Source organism: Burkholderia sp. Bp8991, from assembly GCF_003853795.1.
In the GTDB taxonomy this organism is placed as follows: Bacteria; Pseudomonadota; Gammaproteobacteria; order Burkholderiales; family Burkholderiaceae; genus Burkholderia.
The window spans coordinates 81,573-108,098 of the sequence record NZ_QTQJ01000016.1; the positions used below are offsets into that span (position 1 = coordinate 81,573).

Consider the following 26,526-nt stretch of genomic DNA (forward strand, 5'->3'; position numbering starts at 1 on the left):
GAGTCTGTATCTTTGGTTCATATCAATAAGCAGTACTGATGTATAGGGCGATCGATAAAAGCACTCGTCGTGTTGGTTGATTCACCGACTTTCTGTACTGAACACTGGAGTTTGTATGTCAATTGATGGTTCTCCGACGACCGCATCGCGCCGTCATTTCATGGGCGTCGCAGTGGCAGCCGCCGTGGCAGGCTCGTTCAATGCGGCCGCTTTCGCCGGGGCGGATCGACCCGTCGGCGACATCGCCACGTCGGCCGGCGGCGACGAAACCGCGATCCGGCCGTTGCACGTGCATGCGCCGGAGTCTCGGCTCGTCGAATTGCGGCGACGCATCAAGGCAACTCGGTGGCCCGAGCGCGAGACCGTGCACGATGCTTCGCAGGGTGTGCAGCTTGCAACGATGCAAAAGCTCGCCGACTACTGGGCGACGAGATACGACTGGCGCAAGATCGAGGCAAGGCTCAACGCGTTGCCACAATTCGTTACCGAGATCGACGGGCTCGACATTCACTTCATTCATGTGCGGTCGAAACATCAAAACGCGCTACCGATCATTGTCACGCACGGCTGACCGGGTTCGATCGTCGAACAGTTGAAAATTATCGATCCACTCACTAATCCGACAGCGCATGGCGGGTCGCTGTCGGATGCTTTCAACGTCGTGATTCCCTCGTTGCCCGGGTATGGTTTCTCGGGCAAACCAACGACGACTGGCTGGGATCCGCAGCGCATCGCTCGCGCGTGGGTCGCTCTGATGCAACGTCTCGGGTACGAGCGATACGTCGCGCAAGGCGGTGACTGGGGAAACGCGGTCACGGAGCAAATGGCCCTGCTGAAGCCACCGGGGCTGCTCGGCATCCACACCAACATGCCGGCAACCGTGCCGGACAACATCGCGACGGCACTGAAATTCGGCGATCCGGCACCGTCCGGACTCTCATCCGATGAAAAACACGCGTTCGACCAGCTCGATTTCTTCTACAAGCACGGGCTCGGTTATGCGCAGGAAATGGCAAACCGACCGCAGACGTTGTATGCGATCGAAGATTCGCCCGTCGGGCTCGCAGCGTGGATGCTGGACCACGACGCCTCGGGCCTCGCACTCATTACACGCGTATTCAATGGCGAGTCTGAAGGGCTGACACGGGACGACGTTCTCGACAACGTCACGTTGTACTGGCTGACGAACACGGCCGTCTCATCGGCGCGATTGTACTGGGAGAGCAAGCTGAGCTTCTTTGCCCCGAAACATGTTGCGATTCCGGTGGCCGTCAGCGTTTTTCCCGACGAGATCTACGCTGCGCCGCAGAGTTGGGCGGAAGCCGCCTATCCCAGGCTGGTTCACTTCAATCGTTTGTCGAAAGGTGGGCACTTTGCAGCGTGGGAGCAGCCTCAGGCACTATCGGAAGAGCTTCGTGTGAGTTTCCGAGCGCTGCGCTAACCGCAGTGAATGACGCAGCACGGCGCGCTGACGCCCATGCATTGACGCATGCAGCTCGCCGTGTTGGTGGCGACATGACAGGCCGGCCGCGTGCCCGGTCGACGACGTGCACGCCGGTCGCGGTAAGGGATTGCCGACCTGGGGGCATCTGTGACCGTCGGCCGGTGCTCTCCTGAGAGCGGCCGTTGAGGTGGCGACTGATCGATGGTCGGTAATGGGTCGATCTGCGTCGGTCGCGGGCGCCGGGTGGCGGCCGGCCGAGTTCGGCCAAAAAGAGACGCTCAGTCGCGCATGGGTGAGCGGCCGCTGTTGCAGGTAAAGTCGTCGCTTGTCCAAGCCAATACGTTCAACCAGCTATGTTTTAACAGAGCTTTAAACGTTTGGTTCAGCATGTGCCGTCGCCAACTTTAGAACCTTTAGAAAGCGCCGGGCACCAGCTTTCGAATACGGAAGGTCTTCGAGCAAGGACCTCAGTAAAAGCCCTTGGAGTTCGACATAGCTTGCGTCGCTCGGCCACATATGCACATTGGCGATCTCAACATTGTCGTGGATAAGAGCAAGTTCAATCGATTTGGCTCCAGTTTCGGAAACGACAAATATTCCCCGTGCATACGTAAAGCGAGGTTCGTTCGCATGACTCCATGTCGTGTGTGTGCGGGTCCGTATTATCTGACCGCGAGGATTAACAGAAGCCTCGTCTGCTAGCCACGCGTTCTCCATGTATGAGCCGCCGGCGAAGTATGGGCGCAACGTTCCAAGGAATAGCGCTGCGATGTCTAGCGCGTCTTCAGCTTCTTCTAATGTCGGCTTGTAGTATTGATGTTCTAGGACATTCCGCAATTGCGCAATCTTTTTTACCACTCGGGGGGCCAACAGGCCCAATGCTTTGAGCTTCTCAAGCCTGTCCGGAAAGTTACGGGGCTCCGGAAGTCCCAGTGCACACAGCAGGCCAAAAATCTGGCAATCGATCGCTCGCTTGGAATTTGCCAGACTGTTCACAAGACCACGCGGGCCGCCGAGACGCAGATCCTTCTCTGCGAACGCCAGATAGTGGTCAGGACGCAAGGGTGTTGAATACTTGAGCATGCCAAACGACTTGGGATCCAGTGTTGGGCTCTGCCACGATGCCGCAAATTGGGTAAGGTATTCTTGTAAGGCTGTCGTGATCAAAGAAGATCCCCTCATGCATTACTAGATCGTTGGAAGTCAATCGCAATTTGACATCTCATGCCCATTGCTCACCCATCTTATATCAATAGGCGTCCAACCAATGGCGTGACGGACTGACAGAAGTGGGTCGCTAACGGCCCGTCTCTGAAAGGGCAGGCGTAGATCTTGGCGTAAATTTGCGTGCCGGGTCTTGTCAAATAATGCGCAGGTACTGCTGCATCATTGGGGTGACGGTTGCAGGTGCTGCTGCAGATTGCGTGCTCATGTGACCGGGAAAAGTTGCTTTGGCTGCCCGAGTTTACCAGTGGGCTGGACGAGATCGATCGAAGTTCGCCGTCCGGCCAGGTGCTGGGGAGGGCAAGCGGCTGCTGCCGGCCAGGAGGCGACATTCGTCTATGCTGTCACCTGGGCAGTCGGACATCGGTTCGGTCCAGTAAAACCGCCAGTCGGTTGGCGAAGATGCCGCTACCGTAGGCCAGCCATCAAAACTCCATTGGGGACTCGTTTTGGAACGCTCTCCGGGTAATGTCCGAGCAGGATGTTACAGAAATGCAACCTCGTCGAACGGCATTGTCTTGGGTTGAGCAAGGCTTCATAGATCACAAGAAATAAATAAAATCAATCACTTGCTCTGCAATGCGCCCGGAACTTTCCGGGCGGTAATGTTGCGTGCCTGAAACAATTTGTACGGAAAAAAACGCAAACCACAAGAATCACCATGGATGCGTTGCGCCGTTCCCCAGATCTTCAGGGTTGGCACAATCTGTGCTGCCTGTCCCTAAGCCGAATTATTCGGTGTGTGTTCGAAGTAAACGATCCCGCCCTCCGGCGAGGTTTCCGCCACGCACAGGAGCGGGAAATCAATATATGACGCAATCGGGGTGAACTATGAATACCAAGACCGCGCTGGCAGCGCTTGCTCTCGTCGGGTTATGTGGTTGTGTCACACAGGGCGGGGCTCCCACTGCTATGCGTGTGGAAAAGAGTCGAACATTCGACGCCCCTTTCGACGTGGTATGGCCAGCAATAATCGATAGCATCGCAGAACAAAATTTACCGATCACCACACTCGAAAAGGTAAGCGGTCTAATAGCCATAAGCGGCGTTTCTTATTCCCCAAATGACGCAAACGAGGGGTATCGCGGTGCGGTAATGGGGGTTCCCGATCTAGTAACTGCCCGCGCCGCAAGGTTTAATATTTTCGCAACGTCGCAGGAAGGTGGAAAGACGACCGTCAAAGTAAACACAAGCTTCACAATGCAGGTGCGCACGGGAAATGGATCCAATCTTTTCCCATACCGATACCAAACAGAAGAAGCATTTTCGAATGGCAATTTCGAGAAGCGAGTATTTAGCGAAATTTCTTATCGCGTTAACCACGGTCCCGAACTGAAGAGGGCAGTTAAAACAGGTTCGGTAACGGGTGATTCAAACGACGGTGGAATGCATTGCGTGCAAGGCATCGGTGGAACAATATGCACGCACATCAATCAATGATGCATTTAATTAAAATGCGAGGCGCCCTTCTTCGCTGTGATGGCGTACGGCGAGCTTGCAGTAATCAGATGCATTCAGGAAGGACGTCAGCAATGTGCTGCCGACGTTCGCGCGGAATTATGCGTCGGCGCGCCGCTCTGCATTTGAGTGAAAAAACAGGCGATGGTCGATGAAAATTGTTGCGGCAACGCGGATTTCGCTGATTTCGGCCGTCGATGGGTGCGTAGTTAATCGGGCCATCGCAATGGCGGCTCAAAAATGCTAAGAACTACGGAGACCACCAATGAAGTCGATCGGAGTTGTGGTGGCGCTTGCATTCGTTGCAAGCCTGGCATACGCGCAGCAGTACGCAATCGACCCCCAGACGGGTCAGGCATACCCAGTCGTCCAAACCAAGCGTGGTGCGATGGCACAGAACCCGGAGACCGGACAGACATACCAGATAGTTCAGCCGTCGCAGACGTGTGACGATGAGAAATGGCGCCTGCAAGAGAATACTCGCATGGCAGCCGCACAGGGTCGCCCATTACCGGCAACTTCATTGCCGCATTCCGGCGCCGGATTGCCCGCTTGTGCGAGCAGTAACGTCTCCCCACCCGGCATGGAGTTGTAATTGATGTTCGCTGTGATGCGGTAGCGGCCGATCCTCGAAGGGCGAACGTAGAACTTGGCGTAGCTTTGGGCGTCAGGCCTTGTCAGATAAAGCGCAGGTACTGCTGCATCATTGGGGTGACGGTTGCAGGTGCTGCGGTGGGTTGCGTGCTCATGTGACCGGGGAAAAGTTGCTTTGGCCGCCCGAGTTTACCAGTGGGCCGGACACGGCTGGCGAAGTTGGCCGTTTGGTCAGTTGCTCGGGATCCGCGCGACGAATGTTTCCGCCCCAGCTTCTGGGCTTCGAGTGGCGGGAATGACCCACCACGTAGTGCAAACCCCGACACGCCGTTTGCAGTCGACAGGTCTAGATTATGACTATACGGGCGCTGCCTCGGGCGCCGGTCCAGTGCGTGGTCGTGAGGCTCGTCATGACTGTAAAGATCAAAGAAATGTCGACGCGTGCCAAACGGATACTACATGTCACTGGCATGCTCGCCGTTATCAACTTCTTCGCTTTCTGGTTCGCCGCTGTCTACTTGGGCGGTGACGCCCTGAACGGTTATGTGCGCGATCTGCATTACTTTGTTTGCGCACATGGCTCATGCCATGAGGTCACCCACTCGATCTGGAAGTACAGCTATTGGCATGCGACATCTGCTTTAGCAGGTATCGCACTGATATTCATCGAGAGTGCGATTATTATAAATTCCGGAGACATCGTCGTTGATTGATGCGTCGCGGTCTAATGGCCGAACCCCAAAAGAGTTGGCGTGGGTCATAGCATAGCTTTGTGCGTAGCGCCTTGTCATATAAGGCGCAGGTATGATCACGGTGGACTCGGATATGAAGATGTATTCGCAACTATTAACGCCCCCCTGTTTACGACGCCGCCACAATGAATATTCGAATTATTGCTACCGTGCCGATGATGATTGTAATCATTGTCAATAATGGAATGAATATTGTTTTTCTTCTCTCTCTTTTTGCATTAAATGTAGCGAAGTTATATATACTCGGATATGATTTTTTTATTCGAAATGGAATGACAAACATCGCGATAAGTGTCAAGGCGAAGCATGCGTCTCGCCAATGAGCCATTTGGGTGGATATTGGTGCTCGACCGTGACCGTAAAATGCGCGAACGTAGTAGAAAAACAAAACCGCCGAGACCAATGCGGCGTCCATCAAATGCAAGGCAATTTTCTTCATGATGCTAACCCGCCAAGCTTTGATTGTTGCGTTTGGTAGCAATTAGATGCAATGGCAGCGGAGTTTTCAAGGAATCGTTAACCCCATTGCATTTCACACACGTCAATTCGAAAGAGTTGTAAACTTTCGCGCGGCGTTTGGCCCATCTGAAGCGAATGGCTGCTTTGTAGAAAGGCGGCTGTCCGCTTCGGGTCGGGAAGCGCCATCCACGTGAAACGCGCGGCGAGCAATCCCCCCACCGCCATCGATCGTCGACGCTGCGTGCAGCGCATGAAAAAAGGCCGGCGGCCACCCGGCCCGCCAGCCTTTTGCATTGCATGTCCGCGCCCGCCGGCCTACCCCCACCTCAACGCCCCGCCACCTTCTTCTGCCGCCACAGACACAGCAAATCGCACGCAACATGCGCAGCGACGATCGCGGTAATGTCCGCGTGATCGTAAGCAGGCGCAACCTCGACGACATCCGCGCCGACCAGATTCACCGCCCCGAGCGCACGCACGATCGCGAGCGCCTGCGCGGACGACAACCCGCCCGCGACCGGCGTCCCCGTGCCGGGCGCGAACGCCGGATCGAGACAGTCGATATCGAACGTCAGGTACGCGGGCCGCGCGCCGACGATGTCGACAATCCGCTCCACCGCCGCGCGCGGACCATGCTCATGCACCCACGCGGCATCGAGCCGCTCGATCCCGAGGAAATCGTCGTTCCACGTACGGATGCCGACCTGCACCGACGTCGCCGGATCGATCAGCCCTTCCTTCACCGCCTTGTAGAACATCGTGCCGTGATTGAGGCTGTCCGGCTCGTCGTCGGCCCACGTATCGCAGTGCGCATCGAAGTGGATCAGCGACAACGGCTTGCCATGGCGCTCCGCGTGCGCGACCAGCAGCGGATACGTGATGTAGTGATCGCCGCCGAGCGTCAGCATCTTCGCGCCCGAGCGCAGGATCGTGCGCGCATGCTCGACGATCGCCGGCTTGATCGACAACGGGTTGTGCGCATCGAACCAGCAATCGCCGTAATCGACGGCCGCGAGATCCTCGAACGGATCGAAGCCCCACGGATACGGCTTGAGCTCCGCGAGCTGCACGCTCGCCGCGCGGATCGCGGCCGGCCCGAGCCGCGCGCCCGAGCGATAGGTCGTCGCGAGGTCGAGCGGCACGCCGGAAATCGCGACGTCGACGCCGTCGAGCGCGCGCGAATAGTTGCGACGCATGAACGACAGCACGCCCGCATAGGTGTTTTCGATCGAGGAGCCGTATGGCGTCCTGCGACGGATCGCGCCGTCGCCGTGGAGCAGTTCGGTCATGTCGAACCTGTTGGTCAGGAGGACCGGCCCCTGCCACTGCATCGGGTGCGCTGGCGGGACTCGGCACGGATTCAATGAAAACGCGGCGGCATGCCCTCGCCGGGCGCGGCCGTCGCGCCGGCCTGCGAACCCTGTAGCGCGGCCGGGCGGGACAACGTCGATACGCGGCGATGATAGCAAGCCGAAACCGCCGTGTTGCCCCGGTTCGACCGGGGCAAACGCATCGAAACGATCAGCGCGGCGGCAGGCGCACCGGCGCCGCATCGCCCGATCCCATGCCGCCGCACCGCCGCCCCCGTCGCCCCCGTCGCCATGCCGCGCCTAGAAGGATTCGCCGGTTTTCGCCCGCCCTTTCTTCCGGATAATGGCCGCAGCCGCGCCCCCGACGGCGCGCCGTCCACCGCAGACGACGACAACCCCGGAGACACCCGCCTTGATCGCCACGCTTCCCGCCCCCTATCGCCGGCTCTGGCCGCTCGCCATCGCCGCCGCGCTGCTGTACGGGCTGTCGCTCGCCGCCGCGCCCTATCCCGGCCAGGCCGCCGCGAAAGCCGCGATGGGCATCCTGCTGCTCGCGGCCGGCAGCGCCTGCGCGGCACCGCGCGAACGCGCGTGGCTGTGCGCGGCGCTCGTCACGGCCGTGCTCGGCGACGTGCTGCTCGCGCTGCCCGAGTGGCCGCTGTCGTTCGTCCTCGGCCTCGGTGCGTTCCTGCTCACGCACCTGTGCTACTGCGCGATCTTCGTGCGCTGGCGCGCGCGGCCGCACGACTGGCGCTTCCTCGCACTGATCGGGCTGTGGATCGCCGCGCCGGCGTTCTATGCAGCGTTCCTTCCGCATCTGGGCGAACTACTCGTACCCGTCGCCGTCTACATGCTCGTGCTGTGCGCGATGGCGAGCTTCGCGCTCGCGGCCCGCACGCGCGGCCCGCTGGTCGCCGTCGGCAGCCTGATCTTCGTCGGCTCCGACACGCTGATCGGCGTCGGACGCTTCCTCGGCGGCTTTCCCGGCATCGACTACCTGATCTGGGGCCTCTACGCGCTCGCGCAGATCACGATCGTCGCCGGGGTTTTCCATGAGACGGCCGCCCGCCCGATCCGTCCCTGATAGCGTTTCAAACAGGTCGCCGCGTGTCGGCGGCCTTCGTCTCCCGCCTCTCCAGCCCTGCCGACGGCCGTTTCCGCACATTCCGCAATGCGGAAAGCAGACCGTTCCAAACCCCGCTCAGCCTTTTCCCGCGCGGCTTCCGGCCCTTAGAGCGCCGCTTCTAGCCTCTTGCGGTTTCCGGGTTCACCCACTATCGTTACATCAACCAATGTAACATTAAAAAATGAGCCAAATCGGAGACACCCGGATGAATGCTCGCACGTTGCCTTTCGGCCCGCCCGGCCACGACGGCCCGGACGAAACCACCGACATCGCCATCATCGGCACCGGCTTCGCCGGTCTCGGGATGGCCATTCGCCTGCGGCAGACCGGCGTGACCGACTTCGTCGTGCTCGAGAAGGCCGCATCGGTCGGCGGCACGTGGCGCGACAATCATTACCCCGGGTGTGCCTGCGACGTGCAATCGCACGTCTATTCGTTCTCGTTCGCGCCGAACCCGCGCTGGACGCGCATGTTCGCGCCCCAGCCGGAGATCCGCGCGTACCTGGAAGACTGCGTGCAGCGCTTCGGCGTCGGCCCGCACCTGCGCCTGAACCATGAGCTGCAGCGCGCCGAATACGACGAGGCCGCACGACGCTGGCGCCTCACGTTCGCGAACGGCAAGCGGCTGTCGGCGCGCGTGCTGGTGTCGGGGATGGGCGGGCTGTCGCGCGCCGCGCTGCCGGCGATTCCCGGCGTCGAGACCTTCAAGGGCCGCGCGTTCCATTCGCAGCAGTGGGATCACGACTACCCACTCGAAGGCAAGCGCGTCGCGGTGATCGGCACCGGCGCGAGCGCGATCCAGTTCGTGCCGCAGATCGCGCCGCGCGTGAAGGCACTCGCGCTGTTCCAGCGCACGCCGCCGTGGATCATGCCGAAGCCCGACCGCAACCTGAACGGCTTCGAGAAGTGGCTGTTCCGCACGCTGCCGTTCACGCAGAAGGCGGTGCGCAGCGGCATCTACTGGATGCTCGAATCGCGCGTGCTCGGCTTCGCGATCCATCCGTCGCTGATGAAGAACGTGCAGAAGCTCGCGCTGCGCCATATCCGCAAGCAGGTTCCCGATCCGGAGCTGCGCCGTGCGGTCACGCCCGACTACACGCTCGGCTGCAAGCGCGTGCTGATCTCGAACGACTACTACCCGGCGCTGTCGCGCAAGAACGTCGACGTGATCACGACCGGCATCGAGCGCATCGAAGCCGACGCGGTCGTGACGACCGACGGCAAGCGTCATGAAGTCGACTGCCTGATCTACGGCACGGGCTTCCAGGTCGCCGATCCGTATCCGCGCGGCGCGATCATCGGCCGCGGCGGCCTCGACATCGTCGATGCGTGGCGCGACGGCGCGCACGCGTATCTCGGCACGACGCTGCCGGGCTACCCGAACTTCTTCATGATCGTCGGCCCGAACACCGGCCTCGGCCACAACTCGATGGTGTTCATGATCGAGTCGCAGATCGAATACATCCTCGGTGCGCTGAACGCGATGCAGCGCGAACGCGCGGATGCGATCGAGGTGCGCCCGCTCGTCGAGGCGCAGTTCAACACCGACCTGCAGGGCCGGCTCCAAAAGGCGATCTGGTCGACGGGCGGCTGCAAGAGCTGGTACCTCGACCCGCGCACCGGCAAGAACACGACGCTGTGGCCAGGCTTCACCTGGCGCTTCCGCCAGGCGACCGCGCACTTCTCGATCGCCGATTACCACGCGTATCGCGCGCCGCACCACGACACGAGCGGGCGGCCCGTCGCCGCGCCCGCCGCGTCCGCCGCTTCCGCTTCCACGTCCGCCGAAGCGGCCTGAGCCAGACAAGGAGCCAACGACATGAGAGATTTCGCCAACAAGGTCGCCGCGATCACGGGCGCCGGCTCGGGCATGGGCCGCTCGCTCGCGGTCCAGCTCGCACAGGCCGGCTGCCACGTGTCGCTCGCCGACAAGAACGGCGTCGGCCTCGCCGAAACCGAGCGGATCGTCCGCGCGATCGCGCCGAACGTGCGCGTGTCGACGCGCGTGCTCGACGTCGGCGACCGCGACGCGATGTTCGCGTGGGCGGACGATACCGCGCAGGAACACGGCAAGGTCAACCTGATCTTCAACAACGCGGGCGTCGCGCTGTCGAGCACGATCGAAGGGATGGAATACGGCGATCTCGAGTGGATCGTGAACATCAACTTCTGGGGCGTCGTGCATGGCACGAAGGCGTTCCTGCCGCACCTGAAGGCGAGCGCCGACGGTCACGTGATCAACACGTCCAGCATCTTCGGGATCTTCGCGCAGCCGGGCATGAGCGGCTACAACGCGACCAAGTTCGCGGTGCGCGGCTTCACCGAATCGCTGCGCCAGGAACTGGACATGATGAAGTGCGGCGTGTCGGCCACCTGCGTGCACCCGGGCGGCATCCGCACCAACATCGCGCAGTCGAGCCGCGTCGCGAAGAACATGGTCGGCTTCATCGTCGAGAGCGAGCAGCAAGGCAAGGACAGCTTCGAGAAGTTCTTCATCACGACCGCCGACGACGCCGCGCGCACGATCCTCGCCGGCGTGCGCCGCAACAAGCGGCGTGTGCTGATCGGCCGCGACGCGAAGGCCGCGGACTGGATGGCGCGCATCCTGCCGGCCGCGTACCAGGCGCTCGTCGTGCTCACGACGCGCCGCGAGGCCGCGAAGGCCCGCCGCGCGGCCGCCCGCTACGGCACGCCGGCCGCCGCGCCGCTTCACGCCACCTACAACAACGCAGGCAATCAGGGAGGAGAACAATCATGATGACCCCGAACATGATGCCGGTGCGGCGCGACATCCGTTTCGCGCTGCCGCCCGAACGCGCGAAGGACTGGCACGTCCAGGGCGTGCCGGTCACGCACTTCATGAACGCGCTGTCGCTGCTGTTCCCGGCCGGCGAGCGCTTTTTCATGGATTCGGTGCGCCACTACCGCGACCGCATCGAGGATCCGGAGCTGAAGAAGCAGGTGCTCGGCTTCATCGGCCAGGAAGCGATGCACACGCGCGAGCACATCGAGTACAACGACCTGCTGCAGTCGTCCGGCCTGCCCGCGCACAAGCTCGACAAGCGGCTCTGGACGATCCTCGGCTTCTTCAAGAAGACGCTGCCGCACTCGATGCAGCTCGCGATCACGATCGCGCTCGAGCACTACACGGCGATCCTCGCGAACCAGCTGCTGTCGGGCCACGAGCACCGGATCGACGGGTCGGTCGAAGGCTATCAGCAGATGTGGATGTGGCACGCGATGGAGGAAACCGAGCACAAGGCGGTGTCGTACGACGTTTGGAACGCGGTGATGAAGCCCGGCCTCGGCAGCTACCTGCTGCGCACCAGCACGATGCTGCTCACGACCCTGATGTTCTGGACGATCGTGTTCGACTTCCACGTGCGGCTGATGCTGTCGCATCGTCGCCGGCACGGCGGGTTCGGCGGCATGTGGCGGCTCGTGAAGTATCTGTACAGCCCGCGGACCGGCGTGTTCCCGAGCATCGCGCGCGAATGGCTCGACTACTTCCGTCCGGGCTTCCATCCGTGGGACCACGACAACCATCAGTACCTGCAAGGGCTCGACACGCTGCTCGCGAACATCGACGCGACCAACGCGCGCCATGCGGCCCAGGCCGCCCCGCGCCGCGTGCCGCTGCATCCGGTTCCGCAGGCATGACGTCATGGCGCGCACGCACGAGATGCTGACCGTCCGCTCCGGCGACGTGAAACTCGCCGTCCATGTCAGCGGCCCGCGCCGCGCGCCGCCGCTGATCCTCGTGCACGGCTATCCCGATTCGTCGGCCGTGTGGGCGCCGGTCCGCGCGCGGCTCGCGAAGCGCTACCGCGTGATCGCGTACGACGTGCGCGGCGCCGGCGCATCCGATGCGCCGCGCCGCCGCGCGGACTACACGCTGGCGCGGCTCGCCGACGATCTGAAGGCCGTCGCCGACGCGACCTGCGGCGCGCGGCCGTTCCATCTGGTCGGTCACGACTGGGGGTCGATCCAGTGCTGGGAGGCCGTGACCGACCCTGCGTTGCGCGGCCGGATCGCGTCGTACACGTCGATCTCCGGCCCGTGCCTCGACCACGTGTTCCACGCGAAGATGCGGCTCAGGCAGAGCCTGAAATCGTGGTACATCGCGTTCTTCCACCTGCCGGTCGTGCCGTCGCTGGTGTGGCGCCTCGGCGGCGCCGCACTGTGGCCGCGCTGGCTGCAGTTGACCGAACGCGTGCGGCCCGAGCGCGATCCCGCGCAATTGAAGAACGCGCTGAACGGGTTGCAGCTCTACCGCGCGAATTTCCTCGCGCGGGCGAGAAAGCCGCGCGAGCGGTATGCGCAGGCGCCGGTGCAGATCCTCGTGCCGGTGCACGACCGCTACGTGACGCCCGAAATGTCGGTCGATCTCGAGCGCTGGCTCGGCGAGCACGTGCGCGAGAAAATCGACGGCGGGCACTGGGTCGTGCTGCGCAATCCCGACCTGATCGCGGCGCGGATCGACCGGTTTGCCTCGACGCATGAACGACCGGCGGTCGCGGCAGCACCCGCGGCACCGCGAGCGGCGGTTCAGCGCAACGGCGGCAGGCGCTTGAACAGCGTTTCGTAGTCGATCACGAGCCCGTCGGCGTCGACGTCCATCTCGGCCGTGAAATTCCGGAAGATGCCTTCGTAGCGGTAGCGCCGGCCCGGCTCGATGCACGCGTATGCCTGCTTGACCGGCGTCACCTTCAGGTCCGGCGTCGAGATGTATGCGACGTCGATCGGTCGCCGCTCGCCGCGAGCGAGGCCGAGGCGGCCGATCGGCAGCGCGTTCGTGAACGGCGTCGCCGCGATGTCGATGTCGACGCAGCCATCCAGCTCCGGCAGCGCGCTGCCTGAACCGTCGCGCCAGTGCCCGGCCCCGTCGCCGTGCAATTCCAGCGTGCCGCCGCCCATCACCTTGAGCACCGCATACCTGACCCGCCATTGCGGATCGCACTCGACCCGGTACGCAAGCCCGTACGCGCGGCCGTACCGCTGGCCGACCACGGCACTTTCGACGACGATGCCGGCGTCCCCCCGGTCGAACGTCAGGTGTTCGATTCCGTCGCCCTCGAGCGACGCCCAGCGCAGTTCACGCATTCGTTCCTTCCCGAAAACGCCGACGCGTCAGCATACGCACGAAAAATCCGGCTGCGGCCAAAATTTCGCTTCCGGGCCCGGCAATCCCGCGAAAGCGCCATTGCCCCGGGCAGACAAGACGCCGAAACTCGCGCCCCGCCCCAACTCAGGGCATGCGCCACAAATCCTGACTATCCAGAATTCCCTATTCCGGTGCACGGCATTGTGTCCTATGCTCGCGGCTCGTCCTGTTCCACCGCCGCCATGCCCACCGCCCGCCCCGCCTCGCCGTCGATCGACCTGCGCATCCTGCTGCGCGGCATCGGGCAGATCGTCCTGCAGGCGCATGCCGTCACCGGCGCGCTGCTGCTCGCCGCGCTGGCGCTGACCGACCTGCGGCTCGCGTCCGCGGCGCTGGTCGGCTCGGCCGCCGCCAGCATGACGGCGGTGCTGACGGGTGCCGAGCGCCGCGACGTCGAACAGGGGCTGCACGGCTTCAACGGCGCGCTCGCCGCGCTGATCGCCGTGCTGTTCGCGCCAGCTTCGCGCGCCGCCATCGCGCTGGTACCGCTGGCCGCGATCGGCGCGGCGCTCGTGCAACGCGCGATGCGTGTGCCGCTCGCCCGCTGGCGCCAGTGCCCGTATTCGAGCCCGTGCCTCGCCGTCACCGCGCTGTGGCTGCCGTTTGTCGCGCCGCAGCATGCGGGCGACGCGACAGCCGGTGCGCCGCTGACACTTCCTTCCATCGCCGACGCGCTGCTGTCGGGCGTCGCGCAAACCACCTTTGCGCAAGGCCCGTGGGCCGGCGCGCTGATCGTCGCCGGCCTCGCCGTCGCGTCGCGCCGCGCGGCTGCGTTCGCGCTCGGCGGCACGATCGTGTCGACCGTGCTGCTGATCGCGGCCGGCGCGAACGGCGCGTCGTGCGCCGACGGCCTGCTCGGCTTCAACGGCGCGCTCGCCGCACTCGCGCTGATGCCGCGCGGGCCGCGCGCGGCGTTCACGGCCGCCGCGCTCGCCGCGCTGATCCAGTGGCTCGCGACGCGCGCGGGCCTCCCCGCGTTCACGGCCCCGTTCGCGATCGCTGCGTGGATCACGGTGATCGTCGCGCGCCGCTTCACCCTCGGAGAACCCGATGTCGTCATTCGCACACCGTCCTGACACCGTGAAGCCCGGCGGCCCGATCTCGGACGCCGAGCGCCGGTTGCGCGTCGATCTCGCCGCCGCCTATCGCCTCGTCGCGCTGAACGGCTGGGACGACCTGATCTACACGCATCTTTCCGCGACCGTGCCCAGCGAACCCGGGCATTTCCTGATCAACCCGTTCGGCCTCGCGTTCGACGAGGTTCGCGCATCGAATCTCGTGAAGATCGACCTGGCCGGCAACCGGATCGGCGAGAGCGAATACGCAGTCAACGTGACCGGTTTTGCACTGCACGCGGCCGTGCACGCCGCGCGGCCGGACGCCGTCTGCGTGATGCACCTGCACAATACGGCCGGCATCGCCGTGTCGATCCAGCGCGACGGCCTGCTGCCCGCGTCGCAGCACGCGCTGCGGTTTCACGGCGACCTCGCGTACCACGACTACGAGGCGCTCGCGTTCTCGCCGGCCGAAGGCACACGGCTGACCGCCAGCCTCGGCGCGAAATCCGCGATGCTGCTGCGCAACCATGGCACGCTGACGGTCGGCCGGACCGTCGCCGAGGCATATGTGCTGATGGATACGCTGATCAAGGCCTGCGACATCCAGGTGCGCGCGCAGGCAGGCGGCGGGCCGCTCGTGCTGCCCGAGCCGGCCGTCGCCGAGCGCACCGCCGCGCAGTTGCGCGACGGCGGCGCGATCGAGGGCGAACTGGAATGGCCGGCGCTGCTGCGCCGCCTCGACCGGATCGATCCGTCGTATCGCGACTGACGCCGCTCGCGTCCCGACTTCCCTACCCCCAACCATCGGAGCATCCAGTCATGCCGACTTTCAATATCCAGTTGTTCGAAGGCCGCACGGTCGAGCAGAAGCGCGCATTCGTCGAAGCGATCACGCGCGTCACGTGCGAGACGCTCGGCTGCGACCCGGGCTCGGTCGACATCATCCTCGCCGACGTGAAGAAAGAGAACTGGGCGACGGGCGGCAAGCTGTGGAGCGACGAACGCTGACGCGCCCCGGGATTGGTGTGCGTCCGGCCCTTGGACGCATGCCACTTGGCGCCAGTTTGTCATCTCTGCGTCAACAGTTGTAACGCGTTGGCGGGATGCTAAAAAGGCAAAAAAGTGATCTCTGACAACCAAATCGCAAGTGCCCTTAACGACATGATCTTGCAAATGGGAGCCGATCTGGATCGCTCCCTGCTGACCGTCAAGGCGTCGTGTCCGGATTCGGAATTCGTCGCCTACCGCGAATTCGTGTCGCAACTGCTGACCACGATGCTGCTCGATTTCATGAATCCGCTCTACGCGCGGCACCCCGACCTGAAGCCGCCGGACCTCGCCTGACCCGCCACTGCGACGCCGGCGACCGGCGTCGCACGCGGCCTTCATTCCCTGCGCCGCGTTGTGCGCCCGCACATCGCGTTGTCACGCAATCGGCGCATATAATGCGGCACAGACGCAGCAGCCAATGGCCACCCGACCAGGAGACCGCCATGGAAGCGAAGAACGAAGAAGTCGTCGCACACCTGCTCTCCGATGTCGTCGAATTCGCGCGCGGGCGCCTGCCCGAAGCCACGTTCCGGATCGTCGAACCGTTCCTGCGTCATTACTACGATTTCGTCGACGCCGATGATCTGCAGAATCGCGGCATCGCCGACCTCTACGGCGCCGCGATGGCGCACTGGCAGACCGCCCAGAAATTCGTGCCCGGCAGCGAGCGGCTGCGCGTGTACAACCCGATCCTCGAACAGCACGGCTGGCACTCCGACCACACGGTGATCGAGATCGTCAACGACGACATGCCGTTCCTCGTCGACTCGGTGACGATGGCCGTCAACCGCCTCGGGCTCGCGCTGCACTCGGCGCTGCACCCGGTGTTCCGCATCTGGCGCGGCGGCGACGGCGCGATCGAGCGCGTCGACGCCGGCGGCGCGACGGCCGGCGACGGCCAGTCGCAGCTCGCGTCGTTCATCCACTTCGAAGTCGACCGCTGCGGCGACGCCGCGCTGCTCAACACGCTGCGCAACGACATCGCGCGCGTGCTCGGCGACGTGCGCGCATCGGTGGAGGACTGGCCGAAGATCGTCGACATCGCGCGCGCGACGATCAAGGACATGAAGGCCCGCGAATCCACCGCGGAAGACATCGAGGCGCGCGCGTTCCTCGAATGGATGGTCGCCGACCACTTCACCTTCCTCGGCCAGCGCGACTACGCGCTCGTGTCGGACGGCACGGGTTTCGGCCTGCGCGGCGTCGAAGGCTCCGGCTGCGGCCTGCTGCGCGAATCGCTGCGCGCGCCCGGTGCGCCGGACGTGACGCCGCTGCCGCCGGCCGCCGCCGAGATCATCACCGGCCCCTGGCCGATCTTCCTGACGAAAGCGAACTCGCGCGCGACCGTGCACCGGCCCGGCTATCTCGACTACGTCGGCGTGAAACTCGTCGGCGCCGACGGCAAGGTGACCGGCGAACGGCGCTTCATCGGACTCTACACGTCGACGTCCTATTTCGGTTCGTACACCGAGATACCGATCGTGCGCCGCAAATGCGCGAACATCGTGCGGCGCGCGGGCTTCCTGCCGAAGGGGCATCTCGGCAAGTCGCTGGTGACGGTGCTCGAAACCTATCCGCGCGACGAACTGTTCCAGGCCGACGAAGACCAGCTCTACGACATCGCGTTGGGCATCCTGCGCCTGCAGGAACACCAGCGCACGCGCCTGTTCGTACGGCGCGACCGCTTCGACCGCTTCGTGTCGTGCCTCGCGTTCGTGCCGCGCGACAAGTACAACACCGACCTGCGCCGCCGCATCGCGAAGCTGCTCGTCGATGCGTACAACGGCGTGAACGTCGAGTTCACGCCGCTGCTGTCGGAATCGGCGATCGCGCGGATTCATTTCGTCGTCCATGCGGAACCGGGCACGATGCCCGACGTCGACACGCGCGAACTCGAAACGCGGCTCGTGCAGGTGGCACGCCGCTGGCAGGACGATCTCGCCGACGCGCTGCTCGACGCGTTCGGCGAAGAACAAGGCAACCGCCTGCTGCAACACTATGCGGACTCGTTCCCGGCCGGCTATCGCGACGACTATCCGGCGCGCACGGCCGTGCGCGACATCGAGCTGATCGAGCGCGTGAAGGCGTCGGGCCAGCTGGCGATGAACCTGTACCGACCGATCGAGGCCGACGCGCGCGCGTTCCGCTTCAAGGTGTATCGCGCGGGCGACCCGATCGCGCTGTCGCGCAGCCTGCCGATGCTCGAGCATCTCGGCGTGCGCGTCGACGAGGAGCGGCCGTACCGGATCCAGACGCAGGATGCCGCGCCCGCCTGGGTGCACGACTTCGGCCTCGAACTCGCCGACGATACCGAGTTCGACATCGAGCGTGTGAAAGGCCTGTTCGAGGATGCGTTCGACCGGATCTGGAGCGGCCGGATCGAGAACGACGACTTCAACCGCCTCGTGCTGCGCGCGCACCTGAGCGCGCGCGAAGTCACGATCCTGCGCGCGTATGCGAAATACCTGCGACAGGTCGGCTCGACGTTCAGCGACGCCTATATCGAGCGCGCGCTGACCGGCAACCCGGCGATCGCAAGGCAGCTCGTCGAGCTGTTCCTGGTGCGCTTCGACCCGGCCACGGGCGGCACGCGCGACGTGCAGGCCGAACGCCTGCTGAAGGCGATCGAGACGGCGCTCGACCAGGTGCCGAACCTCGACGAGGACCGGATCCTGCGCCAGTTTCTCGGCGTGATCAACGCGACCGAGCGCACCAACTATTTCCTGCACGACGCGAACGGCGAATCGAAGCCGTACCTGTCGTTCAAGTTCAATCCGGCGAAGGTGCCCGGCCTGCCCGAGCCGAAGCCGATGTTCGAGATCTGGGTGTACTCGCCGCGCGTCGAGGGCGTGCACCTGCGCGGCGGGCGCGTCGCGCGCGGCGGGCTGCGCTGGTCCGACCGTCGCGAGGATTTCCGCACCGAGGTGCTCGGGCTGATGAAGGCGCAGATGGTGAAGAACGTCGTGATCGTGCCGGTCGGCTCGAAAGGCGGCTTCGTCGTGAAGAACCCGCCGCCGCCGAGCGATCGCGAAGCGTGGATGCGCGAAGGCATCGCGTGCTACCAGACCTTCCTGCGCGGCCTGCTCGACCTGACCGACAATCTCGCCGGCAACGCGATCGTGCCGCCGCCCGACGTGGTGCGCCACGACCCCGACGATCCGTATCTCGTCGTCGCGGCCGACAAGGGCACGGCCACCTTCTCCGACTACGCGAACGCGATCTCGCACGAATACGGTTTCTGGCTCGACGACGCGTTCGCGTCCGGCGGCTCGGTCGGCTACGACCACAAGAAGATGGCGATCACCGCGCGCGGCGCGTGGGAATCGGTGAAGCGGCACTTCCGCGAGATGGGCATCGATACGCAGACGACCGACTTCACGGTGGTCGGCGTCGGCGACATGTCGGGCGACGTGTTCGGCAACGGGATGCTGCTGTCGCCGCATATCCGGCTCGTCGCGGCGTTCGATCATCGCCACGTGTTCCTCGACCCGAACCCCGACCCGGCGACGAGCTTCGCGGAGCGCCAGCGGATGTTCGCGCTCGAACGCTCGAGCTGGGCCGACTACGACACGTCGGTGATCTCGGCGGGCGGCGGCGTCTACCCGCGCACCGCGAAGACGATCCCGCTGTCGCCGGCCGTGCAGGCCGCGCTCGGCATCGACGCGCAGGCGCTGCCGCCGACCGAGCTGATCCGCGCGATCCTGCAGGCGCCGGTCGACCTGCTGTACAACGGCGGCATCGGCACCTACGTGAAGGCCGCGCGCGAAACCCACCAGCAGGTCGGCGATCGCGCGAACGACGCGGTACGCGTGAACGGCGCGGACCTGCGCTGCAAGGTCGTCGGCGAAGGCGGCAACCTCGGCTGCACGCAGTTCGGCCGCATCGAGTTCGCGCAGCGCGGCGGGCGCATCAACACCGACGCGATCGACAACTCGGCCGGCGTCGATTGTTCGGATCACGAAGTCAACATCAAGATCCTGCTCGGGCTCGTCGTCGGCGACGGCGAGATGACCGAGAAGCAGCGCAATGCCCTGCTCGCGGAAATGACCGACGAAGTCGGGCTGCTCGTGCTGCGCGACAACTACTACCAGACGCAGGCGCTGTCGATCGCGGGCCGCTACGGCGTCGAGCTGCTCGACGCCGAGGCGCGCCTGATGCGCTGGCTCGAACGCGCGGGCCGCCTGAACCGCGTGATCGAGTTCCTGCCGACCGACGACGAGATCGCCGAACGGCAGGCCGCGAAACAGGGCCTCACGTCGCCTGAGCGCGCGGTGCTGCTCGCGTACAGCAAGATGTGGCTGTACGACGCGCTGCTCGAATCCGACGTGCCCGAGGATCCGCTCGTCGCCGCGATGCTCGTCGACTATTTCCCGAAGCCGCTGCAACAGCGCTTCAGCGAACCGATGCAGCGCCACCCGCTGCGCCGCGAGATTCTCGCGACGCACCTGACCAACGCGCTCGTCAACCGGGTCGGCTGCGCGTTCGTGCACCGGCTGATGGAGGAAACCGACGCGAAGCCGGGCGACATCGTGCGCGCCTGCATCATGGCGCGCGACGTGTTCGATCTCGACGCGGTGTGGCGCGACATCGACGCGCTCGACAACCGCGTCGCCGACGACGTGCAGGCGCGCATGTTCGTCGACGTCGCGCGGCTGCTGGAGCGCGCGGCGCTGTGGTTCCTGCGGCAGTTGCAGTCGGGCACGGTGGCCGACGGCGGCGTCGCCGGCCTGATCGCGCGGTGCCGCGACGCGGTGCAGCGCATCGCGCCGCAATTGCCGTCGTTGCTGCCAACCGCCGATCTGGAGGCGCTGTCCGAGCGGCAGCGCGCGCTGGTCGAAGCCGGCGTCGAGAGCGCGCTCGCGGTACGCGTCGCGAGCGGCGACATCTCGGCCGCGCTGCTCGACATCGCCGAAGTGGCCGCGACCTGCGATCGCAGCCTCGAGCTGGTCGCGGGCGTCTACTTCTCGCTCGGCACGCTGTTGAACTACGGGTGGATCGGCGAACGCGCGGCCTCGCTGCCGACCCCGACGCACTGGGACATGCTGGCGCGCGCGGCCGCGCTCGCGGAAGTCGCGCGGCTCAAGCGCACGCTCGCCACCAGCGCGCTCGCGGAATCGGCCGACTCGACGGCGCCCGAGACGATCGTCCACGCGTGGCGCGAACGCCGCGAAGCCGCGCTGCAACGCTACGAGCACCTGCTCGCCGACCTGCGCGCCTCGGGCGGCGCGAGCCTCGCGGTGCTGCTCGTGATCGTGCGCGAGATGGCCGTGCTCGAACGCGCGTGATGGAAGGTCGCGACGTCACACCGTCGCGACCAGCAGCTCTTCCGCGTTGTCCGGCGGGCGCAGGCCGTCGGTCCGATCGGCGAAGTAGCGGCGCGTGAGTTCCGCGGCCGACACATGCTCGGCCCGCGCGAAGCCGGCCCCGGTCGCGAGCGCGCGGATCTCCGCCGGCATGAAGAAGCTGATGAACGGCGTGCCGCTCGCGCGCGCGCCCTTCGCGGCCATTTCGAGCCCCGGGCGCACGTCCGGATCGGCATGCTCGAGCGGCAGCAGGAACGTCATCGCGAACGTCGAGCCCGGCGCGAGCGACGCGACTTCGCGCAGCGCCGCCGCGTTCGCGTCGCGCGTCAGGTACATGCTGACGCCGGTGGACACGACGACCGCCGGCTTGCCTGCATCGAAGCCCGCGCGCACGAGCGCGTCGCGCCACGACTGCTTCGCTTCGAAATCGACCGGCACGAACCGCAGCCAGTCCGGCACGCCGAAGCCGAGCTCGGTCAGCCGGCGGCGCTTCCACGCCTGCGGCACGGGCGGATCGACCTCGAAGACGGTCAGGCGCGACGCCATCTCGGGCCGGCGCTGCGCGAAGCTGTCGAGGCCCGCGCCGAGGATCACGTACTGGCTCACGCCCCGCGCGGCCTGCTCGACGACGAGATCCTCGATGAAGCGCGCCCGCGCGACGATCGACGCGCGAAACGGCCGCGTGAACTGCGGATCCATGTCGCCGCGCTGCTGCCAGCCGGGCGCCGGCGCGAGCAGGCGCAGTCCGATTTCGTCCACGAGCACGTGCGGCGGCGCATCGAGCTCGACGTGCAGCGCGCGCCACAGCGCGACGCGCGCGGCGGTGCTGTCAGGGGCGTCCGGATGAAGGTCGGTCATCGTCTCGTCCTCATGCGCGCGGCTGGTGCGGCGCCCGCAGGCGCCACGCACGGCCGTCGGGATTGCGTACGCTCATGTCGCGGCCCGCGACGCATTACATCGTGTTCGCCCGCGCCGCCACCCGCGCGAACAACGCGTCGAGGTCGAAGCCGGTCGTATCGATGCCGATCGTGTCGCGCAGGCACGCGCCCCACGCGGCCGCGTCGTCGAACGTGACGGTGCGCCCCGCGCCCGCCGCGTCGCGCAGCGTCAGCACGGTGTTGAACAGCGCCGCCCGGCCGTCCGGCAGCACGCGGCAGGCGATCAGGTCGTTGACGAAGATCGACTCGGGATAGGTCGACGTGAACCAGTTCGCGGCGTCGTAATCGATCCACTCGGCCGGCTTCAGCGAAAAGCGGTAGGTCGTCTGCCAGCCGTCGGGGATCTGGAACTGCATGTCGAATTCGCCGTCGACCGGCGCGTCGACGACGCGAAACGCCCCATGCGGCGTCAGCTGCCGCTCGCCCGGCACGAAGCGCAGCGGCGCGGTGAGCGTCGCGCTGCCGAAGCCGATGTCGGCGAGCCACGCCGCGCCGTCGAGATCGATGCGCAGCAGCATGTGGGTCTGCGCGGTGACGAGCTCGGGCGGCCGCATCCAGCGCACGCGCGCGATCAGCGGCGTCACGCGAAAGCCGATCGTCGTGAGCGCGGTGTAGAAGAGCTTGTTGAGTTCGAAGCAGTAGCCGCCACGGCGGCGCCCGACCACCTTGTCGACGATCGCGGGCAGGTCGAGCGCGACGCGCGCGCCGGTCAGCGGATTGAGGTTTTCGAACGGAATGGCCTGCGGCTGCAGCAGGTGCAGCCGTCGCAGCACGTCGAGCGTCGGCTCGGCCGGGCCGTCGTAGCCGATGCGGGCGAAGTAGCGCGAGAGGTCGAACGAGTCAGTCATGAACCGGCACCGGAAACGGGGAACACGCCACGATAGCATCGAGCGATATCCCCATGTTGCGCGGGGCCATCCCGGATCGCCGCGCGCGCGGCCGGCGCCGCAGCGGGTGCGGCCGCGTTACGGCAGCAGCTTCAGCGCGGACGACGCGACCGACGGCACCGCAATGCCCTGGCTCGTCGCGAACTGCACGGCCTGGCTGAGCGTCGACGCGAGCGACTGCAACTGGCCCGGCGCGCTTTGCGCGATATACGACGCGGCCTGCATGTTCTGCGGATTCAGGCCCGACTGCAGCAGCGATGCCGCGCTGGTCGAACCGAGATTACCGAGCCCCGACTGCAGCTGCGAGTACTGCGTCAGACCCTGGCCGAGCGATGCCAGACCGTTGCTGAACGCCTGCTTGTCGATCGGGCCGTGCGACGCCCCGCCGCTCGCGAACGCCTGGCCGAGCGCCTGCGACACCGACTGCTGCGCGCCGCCCATCTGCGACAGCGCGGCCGGCGTCAGCGCATTGCCGCCGCCGAGCAGGCCGGCGGCCTGCTGCGCCTGACCGGCCGCGCCGGTGAGCCCCATCGCCGACGCGAGCGACGACTGCCCGACCAGCACCTGCTGGTTCGCGCCGACGTACGCCTGCATCAACTGCGCGACGCCGCCCTGCGCGGGTGCGGCCTGCTGTTGCCCGCCGCCGAGCAGCGCCGTGCCGATCGACTGGAGGTCGAGTTGTGCATGGGCGGTGCCGTTCACGCCGAGCATGATGCCGAAGGCGATGCCCGCCGATGCCAGGTGCTTGCCCGTCGCGCGAATGTGCTTCATGTGTTTCCCTCGTGCCCGAATATGTTTGAGGCCGATATTGTCGAAGCGCGCCGCGCGCCGCCGCAACGACTGAAACACATCGATACGAAATCGCCCGGCACGACCGTCGCCCGGCGCGCGGATTCATCCGGATTTGCCGCGCGATATAGGGCTGGCGCCGCGATTCGTTCCTGCATCGCGGCAATCCCGGCGACGCCCGGTATGCGCCGGCGCTGCGCCGGTGTCGGCCGGCGCTGTTGTGCACAGCGTGATGCCCGGCGCACGAATGGCAGGATTAGCCAGCGCGTTTCGAGGTGTGGAAACGAACCGGGCGGCACGCGGCCGCCCGGTTCGTCACTTGCGTTCGGCGTGTGTCACCGGCCCGCCGGCCGTCGCATTACGCAGCCATCCAGCCCGGCAGCCGCCGGTCGACCCAGTCGGCCGCCTGCTCGTAGCCGCGCGCGAGCTGCAGCACGGCGAGATCCGCGCGCGGTCGGCCGATCAGCTGCATCCCCATCGGCAACCCCGCATCGTTGAAGCCCACCGGCACGCTGATCACCGGGCAGCCGGCCAGCGTCCACGGCACGACCGTTTCCATCCAGCGGTGGTAGGTATCCATCGCGCGGCCCGCGATTTCCTTCGGCCAGCGCTGCTCGACGTCGAACGGGAACACCTGCGCGGTCGGCGCGGCGATGAAGTCGTAGCGATCGAAGAAGCCCAGCACGGCCTGGTGCCACGCGGTGCGCTCGACGCTCGCGTCGAACACCTCGGCCCCCTGCATCGCGAGCAGCCCTTCGACCTCGTAGATCGCCTCGGGCTTCAGCAGCGCACGCCGTGCCGGGTCGCGATAGTGCGCGAGCAGCCCGCCGCCGGACAGCAGGTGCCGATGCGCGAGCCACAGCCGCCAGATGCGCTCCGGTGCGAACGCCGGCAGCGCGGCATCGACGTCGCAGCCGATCTCGCGCAGCGTCGCGAGGCCCTGTTCGCACTGCGCGAGCACGCCCGGCTCGGTCGCGAGATAGCCGTTCCAGTCGCCGACCCACGCGATGCGCTTGCCGCGCAGGTCCGTGTCGAGCGGCTTCGCGAACACGGCCGGATCTTCCGCGAGCGACAGCGGATCGTTCGGGTCGTAGCCGGCCTGGATCGCGAGCAGCTGCGCGACGTCGCCGACCGTGCGGCCCATCGGCCCTTCGATGCCGAGCTGCTGCATGAACACGTCGACGCCTGGCCAGCGCGGCACGCGGCCCTGCGACGGACGCAAGCCGTAGATGTTGCAGAACGCGGCCGGATTGCGCAGCGAGCCACCGAAGTCGCTGCCGTCCGCGACCGGCAGCATGCGCGCGGCCAGCGCCGCCGCCGTGCCGCCGCTGCTGCCGCCCGCGCTCTTCGTCAGGTCGTACGGATTGCGCGTCGCGCCGTGGATTTCGTTGAACGTATGCGAGCCGAGGCCGAACTCCGGCGTGTTGGTCTTGCCGATGAAGATCGCGCCCGCCGCGCGCATCCGGCCGACGCCGACCGAATCGGCCTGCGGCACGTGATCGCGGAAGATCGGCGAGCCGTAGGTCGTGCGCAGCCCTTTCGTCATCGCGAGATCCTTCGGCGCCTGCGGCATTCCGTGCAGCCAGCCGTGGTACTCGCCGCGGGCGAGTGCCGCGTCCTTCTGCGCCGCTTCGGCGAGCAGCGTGGCGCGATCGCGCAGCGAAATCAACGCGTTCACCGCGCCGTTCACGCGCTCGATGTGATCGAGATACGCACGCATCGTCTCGACGCACGAGACCGCCTTGCCGCGGATCGCCGACGCGAGTTCGCCGGCCGACAGGCGCACGATCGGGTCGACGGTGATGGAAGCGGGTGCGAGAAGCTGCGGGGCGCCATGCGGCATGCGAGGTCTCCTGGAATCGGAATGGAATGGCGGGCCGCAGCGTGGCGGCGGTCCGTCCCGAACGGCCTGGACAGCCCGGGAGAAGGCCGCGCCGCGGCCGATGCACTACTCTACGCGACGCCGGATCGCTGACCTCCGATATTTTCCGCCGCGATTCATTGAGGATCCGACTAAATCGGCGTGGTGCGCCACTCGACGGCCCGCCCCGGGCCACCGCCCGGCCGGTCAGTGAAAACGTTTATGCGCATAAACTTAAATTTCTTATATTTCTAATAGGCGCGGCGGACGTTGACGACATTTTTACGCGGCCGCCCGATCTCTTTAGGTCGGGCGATCCGGCGCCGCGCTACGCTGCAAACATCTCGATTCCGGAGCATCTCCCATGCTCAAACTGCTGGTTCCGGTCGGTCATTCGCCGCGTTCGCTGCAGGCGGTCCGCCATGCGACCTTCCTGTATCGCGAACGCTGCGCGTCGGAAATCGTGCTGATCAACGTCCAGCCGCCGCTCGAAGCGACGCGGCTCGAGGCATTTCACTCGCTGTCGCGACTGCGCTCGATCGAGGACCAGTTCGCGTGCGACGATCTGGCGACGGCCGAGCGGGTGCTGCGGGAAGCCGGCGTCCGATACAGCGTCGTGAAGAAGGTCGGGCCGGTGGCCGACACGATCGCGGCCGTTGCGGCCGAGACGGGCTGCGACGAAATCGTCGTCGTCGCGCCGCGGCACGATCCGTTTCATCAGATGCTGTCGATGTTCGGTCGCAGCATGATGGGCCGCCTCGTGCGGATTTCGAACGTGCCGGTGACGGCGGTCAGATGAGCGGCACGCGGTGCGGCGGTCGCCGCTTACTTGATGACCTTGCGCCAGAACACGAGATAGGTCGCGGCTGACGATGCAACCAGCAGAATCGCCCACATCGGCGCGAGACTGATCAGGACGGACGATACGTTAAGCATTTGGATTCCTCACTAATTCGATAGCGATGTTCAATACGTACCCGCTGCATTCGGAGCCGCGGCGCCCATCGCCTGCCGCGCATCGCGTTCCGTTGAAACATGCATTCATGCTATCGCTCTGACCGCCGGCACGACCGTCTCGCCCTGCCCGCCGTCTGACATTCGTCAAGCTC

Annotated in this window: 20 protein-coding genes and 1 pseudogene; 14 read left to right on the plus strand and 7 right to left on the minus strand. The window is 65.5% G+C overall.

What is annotated here, in order from left to right:
- The first annotated feature begins 115 nt into the window (after positions 1-115).
- Positions 116-1,441 (plus strand): annotated as a pseudogene (locus DIE02_RS19490) (epoxide hydrolase family protein).
- A gap of 372 nt (positions 1,442-1,813) precedes the next feature.
- On the opposite strand, the gene DIE02_RS19495 reads toward DIE02_RS19490, so the two are convergent.
- Positions 1,814-2,611, minus strand: a complete 798-nt coding sequence (locus DIE02_RS19495; protein WP_124488152.1) for a hypothetical protein — start codon at positions 2,609-2,611, stop codon at positions 1,814-1,816.
- Between the two features lie 888 nt (positions 2,612-3,499).
- Between DIE02_RS19495 and DIE02_RS19500 the strand changes: the two genes are divergently transcribed.
- A complete protein-coding gene (locus DIE02_RS19500; protein WP_124488153.1) occupies positions 3,500-4,108 on the plus strand; it encodes a hypothetical protein in 609 nt (202 codons plus the stop codon).
- 1,022 nt (positions 4,109-5,130) lie between these two features.
- Complete coding sequence (locus DIE02_RS19505) at positions 5,131-5,433, plus strand: hypothetical protein (protein WP_124488154.1); 303 nt, start codon at positions 5,131-5,133, stop codon at positions 5,431-5,433.
- 824 nt (positions 5,434-6,257) lie between these two features.
- Here the strand turns inward: DIE02_RS19505 and speB are convergent.
- The gene (gene speB / locus DIE02_RS19510; protein WP_124488156.1) at positions 6,258-7,220 is read right to left on the minus strand and encodes an agmatinase; all 963 of its coding nucleotides are present in this window, start codon (positions 7,218-7,220) and stop codon (positions 6,258-6,260) included.
- Positions 7,221-7,653: 433 nt separating this feature from the next.
- On the opposite strand from speB, the gene DIE02_RS19515 reads away from it, so the two are divergent.
- From DIE02_RS19515 to DIE02_RS19535, 5 genes are all read left to right on the plus strand, one after another.
- Complete coding sequence (locus DIE02_RS19515) at positions 7,654-8,325, plus strand: lysoplasmalogenase (RefSeq protein WP_124488157.1); 672 nt, start codon at positions 7,654-7,656, stop codon at positions 8,323-8,325.
- A gap of 247 nt (positions 8,326-8,572) precedes the next feature.
- Positions 8,573-10,165 (plus strand): NAD(P)/FAD-dependent oxidoreductase, encoded by a 1,593-nt coding sequence (locus DIE02_RS19520; RefSeq protein ID WP_124492229.1) that lies wholly within the window; start codon positions 8,573-8,575, stop codon positions 10,163-10,165.
- A gap of 21 nt (positions 10,166-10,186) precedes the next feature.
- Positions 10,187-11,125, plus strand: a complete 939-nt coding sequence (locus DIE02_RS19525; protein WP_124488159.1) for an SDR family oxidoreductase — start codon at positions 10,187-10,189, stop codon at positions 11,123-11,125.
- Entirely contained in the window at positions 11,122-12,027 is a 906-nt protein-coding gene (locus DIE02_RS19530; RefSeq protein WP_124488160.1) for a metal-dependent hydrolase, read from the plus strand. Before DIE02_RS19525 ends, DIE02_RS19530 begins: the two co-directional genes overlap by 4 nt.
- Before the next feature lie 4 nt (positions 12,028-12,031).
- Positions 12,032-12,955 (plus strand): alpha/beta fold hydrolase, encoded by a 924-nt coding sequence (locus DIE02_RS19535; RefSeq protein WP_124488161.1) that lies wholly within the window; start codon positions 12,032-12,034, stop codon positions 12,953-12,955.
- On the opposite strand, the gene DIE02_RS19540 is transcribed toward DIE02_RS19535, so the two are convergent.
- Positions 12,916-13,470, minus strand: a complete 555-nt coding sequence (locus DIE02_RS19540) for a putative glycolipid-binding domain-containing protein (protein WP_124488162.1) — start codon at positions 13,468-13,470, stop codon at positions 12,916-12,918. The two genes, DIE02_RS19535 and DIE02_RS19540, sit on opposite strands and share 40 nt — an antisense overlap.
- 243 nt (positions 13,471-13,713) lie before the next feature.
- Here DIE02_RS19540 and DIE02_RS19545 point away from each other — a divergent pair, with 243 nt between their 5' ends.
- The 5 genes from DIE02_RS19545 to DIE02_RS19565 all read left to right on the plus strand — a co-directional run bounded on the left by DIE02_RS19545 (position 13,714) and on the right by DIE02_RS19565 (position 20,924).
- Positions 13,714-14,607 carry an urea transporter gene (locus tag DIE02_RS19545; protein WP_124488163.1) on the plus strand — a complete coding sequence of 298 codons (894 nt, stop codon included), beginning with the start codon at positions 13,714-13,716 and terminating at the stop codon, positions 14,605-14,607.
- A complete protein-coding gene (locus DIE02_RS19550) occupies positions 14,582-15,358 on the plus strand; it encodes a class II aldolase/adducin family protein (RefSeq protein WP_124488164.1) in 777 nt (258 codons plus the stop codon). Before DIE02_RS19545 ends, DIE02_RS19550 begins: the two co-directional genes overlap by 26 nt.
- A 50-nt stretch (positions 15,359-15,408) precedes the next feature.
- On the plus strand, positions 15,409-15,597 hold the full coding sequence (locus DIE02_RS19555; protein WP_044843193.1) for a 4-oxalocrotonate tautomerase: 189 nt from the start codon (positions 15,409-15,411) through the stop codon (positions 15,595-15,597).
- A 114-nt stretch (positions 15,598-15,711) separates the two neighbouring features.
- The gene (locus DIE02_RS19560; RefSeq protein ID WP_124488165.1) at positions 15,712-15,933 is read left to right on the plus strand and encodes a hypothetical protein; all 222 of its coding nucleotides are present in this window, start codon (positions 15,712-15,714) and stop codon (positions 15,931-15,933) included.
- 149 nt (positions 15,934-16,082) lie between these two features.
- Positions 16,083-20,924: an NAD-glutamate dehydrogenase gene (locus DIE02_RS19565; protein ID WP_044843192.1), complete on the plus strand. Its 4,842-nt coding sequence runs from the start codon at positions 16,083-16,085 to the stop codon at positions 20,922-20,924.
- 15 nt (positions 20,925-20,939) lie between these two features.
- Here the strand turns inward: DIE02_RS19565 and DIE02_RS19570 are convergent, their stop codons facing one another.
- From DIE02_RS19570 to DIE02_RS19585, 4 genes are all read right to left on the minus strand, one after another.
- Positions 20,940-21,800: a class I SAM-dependent methyltransferase gene (locus DIE02_RS19570; RefSeq protein WP_124488166.1), complete on the minus strand. Its 861-nt coding sequence runs from the start codon at positions 21,798-21,800 to the stop codon at positions 20,940-20,942.
- Positions 21,801-21,894: 94 nt separating this feature from the next.
- Positions 21,895-22,728 carry an arylamine N-acetyltransferase gene (locus DIE02_RS19575; protein WP_124488167.1) on the minus strand — a complete coding sequence of 278 codons (834 nt, stop codon included), beginning with the start codon at positions 22,726-22,728 and terminating at the stop codon, positions 21,895-21,897.
- 117 nt (positions 22,729-22,845) lie between these two features.
- Entirely contained in the window at positions 22,846-23,538 is a 693-nt protein-coding gene (locus DIE02_RS19580; RefSeq protein ID WP_124488168.1) for a hypothetical protein, read from the minus strand.
- 376 nt (positions 23,539-23,914) lie between these two features.
- On the minus strand, positions 23,915-25,399 hold the full coding sequence (locus DIE02_RS19585; protein WP_124488169.1) for an amidase: 1,485 nt from the start codon (positions 25,397-25,399) through the stop codon (positions 23,915-23,917).
- A 382-nt stretch (positions 25,400-25,781) separates the two neighbouring features.
- Here DIE02_RS19585 and DIE02_RS19590 point away from each other — a divergent pair, with 382 nt between their 5' ends.
- Positions 25,782-26,216, plus strand: a complete 435-nt coding sequence (locus DIE02_RS19590; protein ID WP_044843188.1) for a universal stress protein — start codon at positions 25,782-25,784, stop codon at positions 26,214-26,216.
- The last annotated feature ends 310 nt before the right edge of the window (positions 26,217-26,526 follow it).